The organism is Micromonospora sp. ATCC 39149 (assembly GCF_000158815.1).
In the GTDB taxonomy this organism is placed as follows: domain Bacteria; phylum Actinomycetota; class Actinomycetes; order Mycobacteriales; family Micromonosporaceae; genus Micromonospora.
On sequence record NZ_GG657738.1, the window covers coordinates 2013632 to 2027836 of the forward strand.

Sequence of the window (14205 nt, forward strand, 5' to 3'; positions counted from 1 at the left end):
TAACCGGGCCCCGACGCGCGAGCGGACCCCTGCCCCGGTGCTGTCACCGTGGCAGGGGTCCGCGAAACGCGTGGATCGATCAGCCGGTCATGAGGCGGTTCCGCCGCCGGGCGCCGCCCCGACGGGACCGGCGCCGACCGGTGCCGGCCTCGCCGCCGTCGGTGTCGCCCTCGTCGTCGCCGAGGGCGTCCGGGTCGTCGGCCCCGGCCAGCCGGGCGGACTCGCCCTGCTGGCTGTCCGCCACGGCCGGCGCGGCGGCGGTGTCCGCCTCGTACCGGGACAGGTCGTAGCCCATCGTGTCGTGGTAGTCGGTCTCGGTGTCGGCCGGCACCTCGACCACCTCGACCACCGTGCGCTCCGGCGCCGCGCTCTTGCGCGCCCGCCGCCGCGACGACGCTCCGCCCGCCGGCTCGGCCGGGGCCGCCGGGGCGGTGACGGCCGAGGCGACCGCCTTGACCTTCTCCCCCACGCCGCCGCCCGGACGCGGCTTCTCCGGCACCGGCTCGGTGTGGATGACCACGCCCCGGCCCTTGCAGCAGTCGCAGGTCTCGCTGAACGCCTCCAGCAGCCCCGCGCCGATCCGCTTGCGGGTCATCTGCACCAGGCCGAGCGAGGTGATCTCGGTGACCTGGTGCTTGGTGCGGTCCCGGCCCAGGCACTCGGTGAGCCGGCGCAGCACCAACTCCCGGTTCGACTCCAGCACCATGTCGATGAAGTCGATAACCACGATGCCGCCGATGTCACGCAGCCGGAGCTGACGGACGATCTCCTCCGCGGCCTCCAGGTTGTTGCGGGTGACCGTCTCCTCCAGGTTGCCGCCCGCGCCGGTGTACTTGCCGGTGTTGACGTCGACCACGGTCATCGCCTCGGTGCGGTCGATGACCAGGTGGCCGCCGGAGGGGAGGAAGACCTTCCGGTCCAGGCCCTTGAGAATCTGCTCGTCGATCCGGTACGTGGCGAACACGTCGGACGTGCCGACGTGCCGGCGGACCCGGTCGACCAGGTCCGGCGAGACGTGCGACAGGTACGACTCGACCATCCCGTACGACTCGTCGCCCTCGATCACCAGCTCGCGGAAGTCCTCGTTGAACAGGTCCCGCACGACCCGGATGACCAGGTCCGGCTCCTCGTAGAGCAGCACCGGGGCACCGCCGGAGGCCACCTTGGCCTGGATGTCCTCCCACTGGGCCTGGAGGCGCTTGACGTCGCGGGCCAGTTCGTCCTCGCTCGCCCCCTCGGCGGCGGTCCGGACGATCACGCCCGCGCCGTCCGGGACCAGCTTCTTGAGCACGTCGCGCAGTCGCTTGCGCTCGGTGTCCGGCAGCTTGCGGCTGATGCCGGAGGCGTTGCCGTTCGGCACGTACACCAGGTGCCGGCCGGAGAGCGCGATGTGGCTGGTCAGCCGGGCGCCCTTGTGCCCGATCGGGTCCTTGGTGACCTGCACCAGCACCGAGTCGCCGGAGCGCAGGGCCTGCTCGATCGAGCGGGCCCGCCCCTCCAGCCCGGTGGTGTCCCAGTTGACCTCGCCCGCGTACAGGACGGCGTTGCGGCCGCGCCCGATGTCGACGAAGGCCGCCTCCATGCTCGGCAGGACGTTCTGCACCTTGCCGAGGTACACGTTGCCGGCCATGGTGCCGGAGGAGTTGCGGGTGACGTAGTGCTCGACCAGCACGCCGTCCTCCAGGACAGCGATCTGGGTGCGGTCGCCGCGCTGGCGGACCGCCATCACCCGGTCGACCGCCTCCCGGCGGGCCAGGAACTCCGACTCGCTCAGGATCGGCGGGCGGGTCCGGCGCTGCTCCCGGCCGTCCCGGCGGCGCTGCCGCTTGGCCTCCAGTCGGGTCGAGCCGGTGACGCCCTGCACCTCGTCGACGGCCTTGCGCGGCTCGCGGATCTTGACAACCGTCGGCACGCCGTCGTCGACGCCCCCGTCGGTGTCCCCGGCGCCCCGCCGACGCCGACGGCGACGGCGACGGGTCATCCCGTCCCCGCCCTCGTCGGCCTCGTCCTCGTCACCCTCGTCCTCGGCCTCGGGCTCCTCGGCCTGGGCGGCCTCCTCGGCCTCGTCGTCGGCCTCGTCGGCGCCGCCCTTACCCCTGCCCCGGCCCCGGCGGCCACGACGGCGACGCCGGCGGGCGGCGGACTCCTCGTCCTCTTCGTCCTCGCCGCCCTCGGCCTCCTCCGTCTCGGCGAAGGGCTCCTCCTCGGCCTCCGGCGTCTCGACCGGCTCGGCCTCGCGCCGGACGCGGCGACGCCGACGGGACGGCTCGGGCTGCTCCTCGACCGGCTCCTCCTCGGCCGGGGCCGACACCACGACCCGGGCGACCGGGGGCTCGTCCGGCTGCGGGGCCATGAAGAGCACGGTCGGCGCGGAGAGGGCCGCCCGGCGGCGGCGGGTCCTAGGCTCGGCGACCTCGATGGCCTCGGCGGGCGCGGTGGCCTCGGCGGGGGTGGCCTCGGCGGGCACGATGATCTCGGCAGGCTCGGTGACGTCGGCGGCAGGCTCGGCGGCGCCGGAAACGGCCACGCCGGGCGGCACCTCCCCGGAGCGGTTCTCGGCACCGCTGGAACGGCGGCGGCTACGACCGGTGGCGGTCCTGCCGGCGGTGGGCTGGTCGGCGGGCCCGCTGGCGGCGGTGGGCTCGACCACGGTCGGCCGCTCGACCACGGCCGGTGCCGGGGTGGCCTCCGTGCCCGGCGTCTCGGCCGGCGCACCCGCCGGGGCGACCTCGGCCGCGACGGGAGCCGGCACACCGGCGGCCGGCTCGGCCGCCGGGGTTTCCGCCGCGGGCCCGGTGGCCTTGCGGCGGCGGGTCCGGGTGACCTTGACCGGGGGTACGACCTCGGCGCCGGACTCCTCCGCGGCGGTGGCGGCGATCGGCTCCTCCACCGCCTTCGCGGTGGTCGCCTTCCGGCGCCGGCGCGGGGTCTTCGGGGCCTCCTCCAGCTCGCCGGCGACCGGGGCGAAGACCTCGGCCTGGGGGGACTCTGCGCTGGCCGAGCCGGCGGAGGTGGACGCCTCCACCGGTGCCTCGGTCTGCTCCGGCTGGTTCAGCGGGGTGGCCCGCCGACGGGTGGCCCGCTTGCGCGGTGAGGCGGCCGGCGTCTCGGCGGCGGCACCCTGAGCGGCGGTGGGGCCGCCGGCCGGGGCCGCGCTCTCGGCGGCGGCCAGGTCCGCGGTGCCGGTGACGGTGTCACCGCCGGCGCGGCCGGTGTCGGTGGTGCGGTCAGCGGTCTCGCCGGCCGGCTGGGAACCGGTCCGTTCGCCGCCCTCGGGCTCGTTCTCGAGCATGGACGTTCTCCAGTTCTGGCTGCCCCGGGCGCGGGTGAGCGCTGCCACGCAGGGTCGCCGCAAAAGTGTTTCCGCCGGGCGCGCGAGGTGCGCGACCGCCGAAGTCTGCCTGCCAGAGCGCTGACCGTCGGTCAACGCTCACACGATGGCTGCCCCGTCGCGATCCGCGTCCAACGGATCCACGATCGCGCCCTGTGCGGTCAACGTGCCCTGCGCCAGCCGGATCACCCTCGGGGAGACCGGCGGCTCCAGGTCGGCCACCGCGCGCAGGCCGGAAAGGACGTCATCGGGTCGTACGGACGGGGTGACCTGCCGGACGACCAGTTCGAGTATCGCACACGGTACGGCCGCTGCCCCGAAAGGCGTCTCCGGAGCCGGAATGACATCGATCTTCACGACTGCAGCGCGAGCGTCGAAGGTGCGCCGCCCCTGCTTCGTCATCCGCTCGACCTGAACCTCCTCCGCCGCGGCGAAGGCCGCCACCGCGTCCTTCAGCACGGCCGGGTCGACCTCGGGCAGCTCGATCCGCCAGTACGACGCCTCGATCCGGTCGGCCAGGCTGCCGCCGGCGGCGACGACCGCGTCCAGGACGTCGAGGCCGGGCGAGAGCGCGGCGTCCAGCGCCGCCCGCAGCTGCTCCGGGTCGACCGGCTCCCGCAGGCCGATCTCCAGGTACTCCGCCTCGCTGGCCACCCCGGTCGGGGCGGCGCTGGCGTAGGAGATCTTCGGATGCGGCGTGAAGCCCTGGGAGAAGGCGATCGGCACTCCCGCCCGACGCAGCGCCCGCTCGAATGCCCGGGCGAAGTCGCGGTGCGAGGTGAACCGCAGCGGCCCACGCTTGGCGTACCGGATGCGGACGCGCTGGACGACCGGCGCCTGGCCGCCCTCCGGCTGTGGTTTTCTACTGATCGTCGCGCTCCTCGGATTGGTTGATCATGCGGCCATTGTCGACGACGGATCGTGTCCACGACAACACCTTCGATGATCAACGCAGCGGGCGCCGGGCACCCCGCTCACGGGCCGCCCGGCGCGGGGATCACTGCGGGCTGGCGGCGGGAATCCGCAGCCCGGCACCGTTGATCGGGGTCAGCGGGAGCAGCTTCTTGCCCGTGGGGCCGATCTGGATCTCGGTGTCCATAGACGGGCAGACGCCGCAGTCGAAGCACGGGGTCCACCGGCAGTCGTCCTGCTCGTACTCGGACAGGGAGTCCTGCCAGTCCTGCCAGAGCCAGTCCTTGTCCAGGCCCGAGTCCAGGTGGTCCCAGGGCAGGACCTCCAGCTCGTCGCGCTCCCGCGTGGTGTACCAGTCGAGGTCCACGCCGAAGGCCGGCAGCACCTCGGCGGCGGCGTCCACCCACCGCTGGTACGAGAAGTGCTCGCTCCAGCCGTCGAACCGGCCGCCGTTCTCCCACACCCTGCGGATGACCGCGCCGACCCGACGGTCGCCCCGGCTGAGCAGGCCCTCGATCAGCGACGGCTCGCCGTCGTGGTACCGGAAGCCGATCGCCCGGCCGAGCGAGCGGTCGGCGTTGATCGCCTGCTTGAGCAGCCGCAGCCGGTGGTCGATGACCTCCGGGGTCGTCATGGACGCCCACTGGAACGGGGTGTGCGGCTTCGGCACGAAACCGCCGATCGAGACCGTGCAGCGGATGTCCTTGCTGCCGGTGGCGGCCCGGCCCGCCCGAATCACCTCGTGCGCCATGTCCGCGATCTCCAGGACGTCGGCGTCGGTCTCGGTGGGCAGCCCGCACATGAAGTAGAGCTTCACCTGCCGCCACCCGTTGGAGTACGCGGTGACGACGGTGCGGATCAGGTCTTCCTTCGACACCATCTTGTTGATGACCTTGCGGATCCGTTCCGACCCGCCCTCGGGGGCGAAGGTCAGACCGGTGCGCCGGCCGTTGCGGGACAACTCCTGGGCCAGGTCGATGTTGAACGCGTCCACCCGGGTCGACGGCAGCGACAGCGACACGTTGGTGCCGGCGTACTGCTCGGCCAGGCCGGAGCACATGTCGCCGATCTCCGAGTGGTCGGCCGACGACAGCGACAGCAGGCCCACCTCGTGGAAGCCGGAGAACTCCAGCCCCTGCTGCACCATCTGCCCCACCGTCGTGATGGACCGCTCCCGGACCGGCCGGGTGATCATGCCGGCCTGGCAGAACCGGCAGCCCCGGGTGCACCCCCGGAAGATCTCCACCGCGTACCGCTCGTGCACGGTCTCGGCGAGCGGAACCAGGGGCTTCTTCGGGTACGGCCAGGCGTCCAGGTCCATCGTCGTGCGCTTGTGCACCCGGAACGGCACGTCCGCCCGGTTCGGCACCACCCGCTGGATCCGGCCGTCGGGCAGGTAGTCCACGTCGTAGAAGCGCGGCACGTAGACGCTCTCCGTGCGGGCCAGTCGCAGCAGCAACTCGTCCCGGCCGCCCGGGCAGCCCTCGGCCTTCCACTCCCGGACGATCGTGGTGATCTCCAGGACCGCCTCCTCGCCGTCGCCGAGCACGGCGGCGTCGACGAAGTCGGCGATCGGCTCCGGGTTGAACGCGGCGTGCCCGCCGGCCACGATCACCGGGTCGGCGTCGGTGCGGTCGGCCGCCAGCAGCGGAATGCCGGCCAGGTCGATCGCGGTGAGCAGGTTGGTGTAGCCCAGCTCGGTGGAGAACGAGACGCCGAACACGTCGAAGTCGCGCACCGAGCGGTGGGCGTCAACGGTGAACTGCGGCACGCCGCGGGCGCGCATCAGCTTCTCCAGGTCGGGCCAGACCGCGTACGTCCGCTCGGCGAGCACGTCGGGCAGCTCGTTGAGCACCTCGTAGAGGATCTGCACGCCCTGGTTGGGCAGGCCGACCTCGTACGCGTCGGGATACATCAGCGCCCAGCGCACGGCTGCCGCGTCCCAGTCCTTGACCACCGCGCCCAGCTCGCCACCGACGTACTGGATGGGCTTGGTCACCTGGGGCAGCAGCGGCTCCAGACGTGGCCAGACCGACGACCCCAGGTCGCGGCGCGGCGTCGGACGCGCCGAGCCGGAGCCGTCGCCGGAGTTGGCCGCGGCGGGGTGTGGTGTGGTGGACGGGACGCTCATGATGCCCAAGGGTACGCGGCCGTCCGCCGACCGCCGCGCCGCGCCCACCGCGCGTCCGGCCCCGCCGGGGGCGAGCACCCGGTATCGCTTCCCGACCCGGGTACGCCGCCGCACACCGCTGCCCTCCCGGCCGGGAAGCGGCACCAGGACCGGTCACGGGCCGCCACGGACGTGGGCGGATCGCCGCCGGTGGCACGCCGGTACTAACCTCGGACCGGCGCGAGAGGAGATTGCCGCGATGCCGCACCCGCAGCCGGGAGCAGATCGACCGGCCGACGGGGGCACGCCGGCCGTCGACCGGGACCAGGATCCGGCGGTCGCCGGAGACTCGGCCCCCTGCCCCGCACCCTCGGCCGCCGCGCCGGCCCCGCACGGCGACACGGAGCCGATCGCCGCCGCGCCGGCCACGGCGGACGGGCCGACGGCCGACGCGACGACCGCCGACTCGGCCGGCGGGCTGGCGGGTGACGCCCTCGACGCGACCGGAACGAGCGTCCTTCCCGACGGCGGGACCGCCGAGCCGACCGTCCCGGTCGCGGACGCCCTGCCGGAGGCCGGATCGCCGCAGGGGCCGGAGCCCACCCGGGCCGAGCCCGCGCCGCCACGGTCCGCCCCCGACGAGGCCGTGGCCGCCCCGCCGGCTCCCGGTCCCGAGCCGACGAAGGTCGACGCTCCCCCGAACGCCACAGACGCCCGCCCGGACGCCACGAAGATCGATGCCCGCCCCGACGCCACGAAGGTCGACGTACGTCCGGACCGGACGACCGTCGACCCCGCCGCCGCCGAGCCGCCCGCGCCCCGGTGGAGCGGGTCCGCGCCGGTCCCGCCGCCGGCCCCGCGCAGGCGCAGCTGGGGCGAGTCGGCGGAGCCCACCCCGCCCGTCCCGGTCGGCCACGGGCCGCTGCCGCCCCCGGAGAGCCAGGTTCCGGTGGATCCGTGGGCCGGCGTGGACACCGGCAGTTGGGACCTGCACTCCGCCGAACTGCCCCCGATGCCGCCGACCGCACCGTACCCGCCGACGCCACCCACCCGGCAGTATCCGGGCCCGGCGGCCGGCTCGGCGCCCGTCGTCAGTCGCGGCACCCCGGCGGTGTCCCGCCCGGTCACCCCGCCGCAACCGGCCCGGCCCGTGTCGCCCGCGGCCCGGCCCGTGTCGCCTGCGGCCCGTCCCGTCAGCCCGCCCCCGGCCGCCCGGCCGGTGCCGCCTGCCCGCCAGGTGTCACCGGCCCCGGGCCGTCAGGCGTCATCGCCGCCCGTGGCCCGCCCGGCGTCGCCGCCACCGCCTGCTCAGCGGCAGCACCGGCCCACCCCGCCCCCGCCCGCGCCGAAGGCCCGCCGACGCCGGCGGCGCTGGCCGTGGGTGCTGCTGCTGAGCATCGCCTGCTGCTGCGGCTGCCCCGCGTACTGGCTGAAGCCGATGTGGGAGCAGTACCCGGCGAAGGCGGCGCTGCCGGCGCAGATCGCCGACCTGTCGCTGCGCGAGGACGCCCGCAGCGAGACCGCCGCGAAGCAGCTGGAGACCGAGATGCGCGAGGCACACCTGCTGGCCGAGGACACCTTCGCCGGCGTGTACGCCTCGTCGACCGGCAAGCCCGTCACCGTGTTCGGCGGCACCGGCTTCCGGTTGACCCCGGAAGGCGACGCGGACGACGAACTGGCCCGGCTCACCCAGCGATACCAGCTCGGCGATCCGCAGGTAGTCGACACCGATGTGCGGGGCAGGTTCGCCCGCTGCGCCATCGGCGCGCTCGACGGCACCGACGTGGTGGTCTGCACCTCGGTCGACCACGGCAGCCTCACCACCGGGATCTTCACCCAGCTCTCCGTCGACGACAGCGCCCGGCTGCTGGACGTGATGCGCGAACGGATCATCACCCCGGATCAGGTGGGCTCCGGCGTGGTGTGACGTCCGCCAACGGGCTGCCGGCCGAGGAATCAGGCCCCGGTCGGGGACTCGCCGCTGGCCGGCGGGTGGGCGCGTAGCGGCGCGTAGCGCGGGACGTACTCCTGACCGGTGAGCTTCTGGATCTCGCTCATCAGCTCGTCGGTCATCTCGCGCAGCGAGGTCCGGTCGTCGGGGCGGCCGGTGAAGTCCAGCGGCTTGCCGAACCGGACGACGATCTTCGCCTTGCCGGGCCAGGGCACCCGGGCACCGATCGGCTGGGCCTTGTCCGTGCCGATCATGCCGACCGGGATGATCGGCACGCCGGCCGCGACCGCCAGCCGGGCGGCACCGGTGCGTCCCCGGTAGAGCCGGCCGTCCGGCGAGCGCGTCCCCTCCGGGTAGACGGCGACCAGGTCGCCGCCCCGCAGGGCGGGGATCGCCGCGTCGAACGCGGACAGGGCGGCCCGGCCGCCGGCCCGCTCGACGGGGATCGCCCCCAGGCCGGTGAGCACGAACTTGGAGACGGCACCCTTCACACCGGTGCCCTTGAAGTACTCCGACTTGGCCCAGAACGCCAGGTGCCGGGGCACAACCGTACCGAGGAACAGCTCGTCGGCGACCGAGAGGTGGTTGCCCGCGAAGATCGCGCCGCCCGTCTCCGGGATGTGCTCAAGACCCTCCACGGTCGGTCGGAAGGCCAACCGGAGCGTGGGTGCCACGGTGAGCTTGCCGATGGTGTAGAGCAGCGGCACTGGTCCTCCGGGGTCGTGCTGGGACAGTCGGTCGAGCGGTGACGGTCGATCGTACGGGGACAGTCGGTCGAGCGGGACGGTAGTCGTGCCGGTACCGGCGGTCGTGCTGGTACGGGCGATGTCACGTTAGCCGACGCGGTCCAGCCCGCCCGCACGGGTGGTCGCCCGCCCGCTCCGTGGCCGGCGACGGCTCGGTGCGGTCGAGTGCACGCCCCGGTGGCCGCGGAGCCGGGTAGGTCGGCGCGGCTCGCGGCGGTTGACAGGGGCCCCCTCCTCTACAGGAAGCGTTAACAGGGGGCCCCTCCTCACACCCGGCTCAGGCGCGGCGGACCGCGACCGTCACGCCCTCGCCGTCGCCGACCTCGCCGGTGAAGCCGGCGAGGCCGGCGCCTTCCTCCGCCACGTCGACCGAGTCGGCGAGCACCTCCCGGGCCACGAAGTCCCGGTACGCCGACACCGCCGCCCGGACCTCCGCCGAGGCCGACAGCGTCAGCACGATCCGGTCCGAGACGTCCAGGTCGGCGTCCCGGCGGGCCTGCTGCACCACCCGCACCACGTCACGGGCCAGCCCCTCGGCGGCCAGCTCTGCGGTGACCTCCGTGTCGAGCACCACCACGCCCTCACCGCCGGGCAGCGGCGCGGAGTGCTCGGCGTCGGCGGCGACCAGGCGCAGCTCGTACTCGCCCTCGGCGAGGGTGACCCCGGCGGCGACCGGGGCGCCGTCGACCAGCTTCCACTCCCCCGCCTTGACCGCCTTGATCACCTGCTGCACCTGCTTGCCGACCCGAGGGCCGAGTGCCCGGGGCACCACCGTCAGCACCTGCTGGCAGTAGCTGGTGACCTCCTCGGAGAACTCCACGGCCTTCACGTTGACCTCGTCCGCGACCAGGTCGGCGAACGGGCGTAGCTGCGCCGCCACCGGCGAGGCCACCGTCAGCCGCGACAGCGGCAACCGCACCCGCAGCCCCTTGGCCTTGCGCAGCGACAGCGCCGCCGAGCAGACGTCCCGGACGGCGTCCATCGCCGCGACGAGGTCGTGGTCGGCGGGGAACTCCTCGGCCGCCGGCCAGTCGGTCAGGTGCACCGACCGCTCCCCGGTGAGGCCGCGCCAGATCTCCTCGGCGGTCAGCGGCGCCAGCGGCGCCACCACCCGGCACAGCGTCTCCAGCACCGTCCACAGGGTGTCGAACGCCTCGGCGTCGCCGGACCAGAACCGGTCGCGGGACCGGCGGACGTACCAGTTGGTCAGCGCGTCGAGGAACGACCGGACGGTCGCACAGGCACCCGAGATGTCGTACGCGTCGAGCTGCCCCTGCGCCGTGGCGACCAGCTCGTTCGTCTTCGCCAGCACGTACCGGTCGAGCAGGTGGGTGGAATCCACCCGCCGCTTCGCGGTGTACGAGTCGGCGTTGGCGTAGAGCGAGAAGAAGTACCAGACGTTCCACAGCGGCAGCAACACCTGCCGGACGGCGTCCCGGATCGACCCCTCGGTGACCGGCATGTCCCCGCCGCGCAGCACCGGCGAGGACATCAGCATCCACCGCATCGCGTCGGAGCCGTACGAGTCGAAGACGTGGTAGACGTCCGGGTAGTTGCGCAGGCTCTTGGACATCTTGCGCCCGTCGGAGCCGAGCAGGATGCCGTGGCTGAGGCAGTTGCGGAACGCCGGCCGGTCGAACAGCGCGGTGGCCAGCACGTGCATGGTGTAGAACCAGCCGCGGGTCTGCCCGATGTACTCGACGATGAAGTCACCCGGGTAGTGGTGCTCGAACCAGTCGCGGTTGGAGAACGGGTAGTGCACCTGGGCGAACGGCATCGAGCCGGACTCGAACCAGCAGTCCAGCACCTCCGGCACCCGGCGCATCATCGAGCGCCCGGTCGGGTCGTCCGGGTTGGGGCGGACCAGCTCGTCGACCGCCGGCCGGTGCAGGTCGGTCAGCCGTACGCCGAAGTCCCGCTCGATCTCGTCGAGGGAGCCGTACACGTCCAGGCGGGGGTACGTCGGGTCGTCGGACTTCCACACCGGGATCGGCGAGCCCCAGAACCGGTTGCGGCTGATCGACCAGTCCCGGGCGTTGGCCAGCCACTTGCCGAACGAGCCGTCCTTGATGTGCCCGGGCGTCCAGTTGATCTGCTGGTTCAGCTCGACCATCCGGTCGCGGAACCGGGTCACCGCGACGAACCACGACGACACCGCCTTGTAGACCAGCGGGGTGTCGCAGCGCCAGCAGTGCGGGTAGGAGTGGGTGTAGGTGTCCTGCCGCAGCACCACCCCCCGCTCCTTGAGTTCCCGGATCACCGGCTTGTTGACGTCGAAGACCTGCTCGCCGGCATACGGCGGGACCAGCGCGGTGAACCGGGTGTGGTCGTCCACGGTGACGACGGTCGGGATGCCGGCGGCGTTGCAGACGTTCTGGTCGTCCTCACCGAAGGCCGGAGCGAGGTGGACGATCCCGGTACCGTCCTCGGTGGTGACGAACTCCGCCCCCAGCACCTGGTACGCGTTCCCGCCGGCCCGCTCGACGAGGAAGTCGTACAGCGGGGTGTAGCGGCGGCCGACCAGGTCCCGGCCGGACACGGTGCCGACCCGCTCGTACCCCTCCAGCTCCTTGGCGTACGCGCCCAGCCGCGCCGCGCCGACGACGTACCGGTCGCCCCTGCGCTCGCTGTCGGGGGAACCCCGGTGCTCCAGCACCGCGTACTCGATGTCGGGGCCGACGGCGAGCGCCAGGTTCGACGGCAGGGTCCACGGCGTGGTGGTCCACACGCCGAGGCGCACCGGGCCGCGTACCAACTCGGGCGCGGACTCGTCGGCGGTCAGCTCGAACCACACCGTCAGCGTCGGATCGTGCCGGTCCCGGTAGACGTCGTCCATCCGGGTCTCGGTGTTCGACAGCGGGGTCTCGCACCGCCAGCAGTACGCCAGCACCCGGAAGCCCTCGTAGACCAGGCCCTTGTCGTGCAGGGTCTTGAAGGCCCACATGACGCTTTCCATGTAGTCCAGGTCGAGGGTCTTGTAGTCGTTGGCGAAGTCGACCCAGCGGGCCTGCCGGGTGACGTACCGCTCCCAGTCCTGGGTGAACTCCAGCACCGAGGTGCGGCACGCCTCGTTGAACCGGGCCACACCGAGGTCGAGGATCTCCGCCTTGCTGGTGATGCCGAGCTGCTTCTCGGCGACCACCTCGGCGGGCAGGCCGTGGCAGTCCCAGCCGAAGCGCCGCTCGACGTGCCGCCCGCGCATCGTCTGGTAGCGCGGCACCGCGTCCTTGACGTACCCGGTGAACAGGTGGCCGTAGTGCGGCAGGCCGTTGGCGAACGGCGGGCCGTCGTAGAAGACGTACTCGTTCTTCCCGTCCTCCCCGGCGGGACGGGCCTCGACGCTGGCCTCGAAGGTCTTGTCGGCCGCCCAGTGCTCCAGCACCCGGCGCTCGACCGCGGGCAGGTCGGGGCTCGCCGGGACACCGGCGGCGGTCGGGTCGTGCAACGGATAGGCCATCGGGGGTCGCTCTCCTCGCGCAGCTCACTCATGTGTGGGTCTGCGAGGACGAGCCTTCTCCGGTACGCCGTTGCCGGCGCCCGGGGCAGGCCCGCGGTACCACCCCGCTTGGCGGCCAGGATCGACCGCCCGCTCGTTGCCGGCTGTGACGGGCCGGACCCGTCCGGTTCTACTGGGCCGGGTTGCGCCGGCTGTTCTTCCGGAGGCTCGCCGGTGATGGCCGGGTCGTCGCCTGATCACTCAACAATACGCGATCGCCCCGGCCTCCCGCCGCCGACTAAACGCCGCCCCGCCCGCCTGGCCTTGAACAGTTGCCGTCCGGCTCGGACGGCAACTGCTCAAGGCCAGGCCAGGCCGGGTCAGGTCAGCGGCCCGGGGCGGGCAGGGTGGTGGTCCAGAGCGAGACGCCGTCGCGGTCGCGCAGGTGCACCGTGAACGCGCCCGACTCCCCGTCGATGGCCACCTCGCCGAAGTGCTGGAAGCCCTCGGCCGGGGACATGTTCGCCCGCGGCGGGGCGTTCACGTAGACCGCCTTCGGGCCGAACGTGCCGTCCAGGGCGTTCGGCCCGAACGCGCCGGCGTGCGCCGGACCGGAGACGAACTCCCAGAACGGGGTGAAGTCGGCCACCGCCGCCCGCGCCGGGTCGTAGTGGTGCGCCGCCGTGTAGTGCACGTCGGCAGTGAGGAACACGATTCCGGTCACCCCGGCCCGGTGTGCCGCGCCCAGCACCTCGGCGAACTCCAGCTCCCGCCCGGCGGGCGCGCCGGGGTCGCCCTGTGCCACGCCCTCCTGCGCCGACCCGTCCGGCACCACCAGGCCGATCGGCAGGTCGTTGGCGATCACCTTCCACGTCGCCCGGGACCGCTTCAACTCCTGGACCAGCCAGTCCCGCTGTTCCCGGCCCAGCAGGCCGCGCTTCGGGTCGGCGTACGTGTTGCCGTCGTTGGGGTCCTTGTAGGTGCGCATGTCCAGCACGAAGACGTCGAGCAGCGGCCCGTACGACAGCTTCCGGTACAGCGGCCCGCCCGCCGGCACGGGCAGCCACTCGCCGAACGCCTGCCGGGCCCGAGCGGCCAGTACGTCGACCCGCTGCTCCGTGTACCGGGCGTCGGTCAGGACTTCCCCGGGGTACCAGTTGTTGGTGACCTCGTGGTCGTCCCACTGGTTGACCTGCGGCACCTCGGCGACGAACGCGCGCAGGTGCTCGTCGAGCAGGTTGTACGCGAACTGCCCCCGGTACTCGGCGAGGGTCTCGGCGACCTTGCTCTTTTCCGGGGTGACCAGGTTGCGCCAGATCCGGCCGTCGGGCAGGGTCACCGTCTCGGCGAGCGGCCCGTCGGCGTACACGGTGTCGCCGCTGCACAAGAAGAAGTCCGGGCGGACCGCCCGCATCGCCTGAAAGATCCGCATTCCGCCGAAGTCGGGGGCGATGCCCCACCCCTGTCCGGCGATGTCGCCGGTCCAGACGAACCGCACCCCCCGCCGGCCGTGCGCGCCGGGCGCGGTGGCGAACGAGCCGACCAGCGGCTCGCTGCGCACCCCGTGCCGGTCCAGGCTCTCCACCGACACCCGGTAGTGCAGCCGCTCCCCGCACGGCAGGCCGCGCAGGCGCACCCGGCCGGTGAGGTCGGCGGACGGGTCGAGCACCGGGCCGCGCAGCAGCCGCGCGCCGCGCAGGTCGGGCCGGCGGCTCACCT

At 73.4% G+C, this 14205-nt stretch carries 7 protein-coding genes; 1 reads left to right on the forward strand and 6 read right to left on the reverse strand.

Annotation, left to right across the window (positions count from 1 at the left end; all coding sequences use genetic code 11):
* Positions 1–79 precede the first annotated feature (79 nt).
* From MCAG_RS08300 to MCAG_RS08310, 3 genes are all read right to left on the reverse strand, one after another.
* The gene (locus MCAG_RS08300) at positions 80–3292 is read right to left on the reverse strand and encodes an Rne/Rng family ribonuclease (protein ID WP_036372849.1); all 3213 of its coding nucleotides are present in this window, start codon (positions 3290–3292) and stop codon (positions 80–82) included.
* A gap of 138 nt (positions 3293–3430) precedes the next feature.
* A complete protein-coding gene (locus MCAG_RS08305; RefSeq protein WP_083802227.1) occupies positions 3431–4144 on the reverse strand; it encodes a TIGR03936 family radical SAM-associated protein in 714 nt (237 codons plus the stop codon).
* 184 nt (positions 4145–4328) lie between these two features.
* On the reverse strand, positions 4329–6374 hold the full coding sequence (locus tag MCAG_RS08310) for a TIGR03960 family B12-binding radical SAM protein (protein ID WP_083802416.1): 2046 nt from the start codon (positions 6372–6374) through the stop codon (positions 4329–4331).
* 238 nt (positions 6375–6612) lie between these two features.
* On the opposite strand from MCAG_RS08310, the gene MCAG_RS34575 reads away from it, so the two are divergent.
* On the forward strand, positions 6613–8280 hold the full coding sequence (locus tag MCAG_RS34575; protein ID WP_007072517.1) for a hypothetical protein: 1668 nt from the start codon (positions 6613–6615) through the stop codon (positions 8278–8280).
* 29 nt (positions 8281–8309) lie between these two features.
* On the opposite strand, the gene MCAG_RS08320 is transcribed toward MCAG_RS34575, so the two are convergent.
* The 3 genes from MCAG_RS08320 to MCAG_RS08330 form a co-directional block, all read right to left on the reverse strand.
* Entirely contained in the window at positions 8310–9011 is a 702-nt protein-coding gene (locus MCAG_RS08320) for a 1-acyl-sn-glycerol-3-phosphate acyltransferase (protein WP_036372851.1), read from the reverse strand.
* Positions 9012–9327: 316 nt separating this feature from the next.
* Positions 9328–12507 (reverse strand): isoleucine--tRNA ligase, encoded by a 3180-nt coding sequence (gene ileS, locus MCAG_RS08325; protein WP_007072519.1) that lies wholly within the window; start codon positions 12505–12507, stop codon positions 9328–9330.
* A gap of 364 nt (positions 12508–12871) precedes the next feature.
* Positions 12872–14205, reverse strand: a 1334-nt coding sequence (locus tag MCAG_RS08330; protein ID WP_083802228.1) for an alkaline phosphatase, incomplete at its 5' end; no start/stop codon positions are given.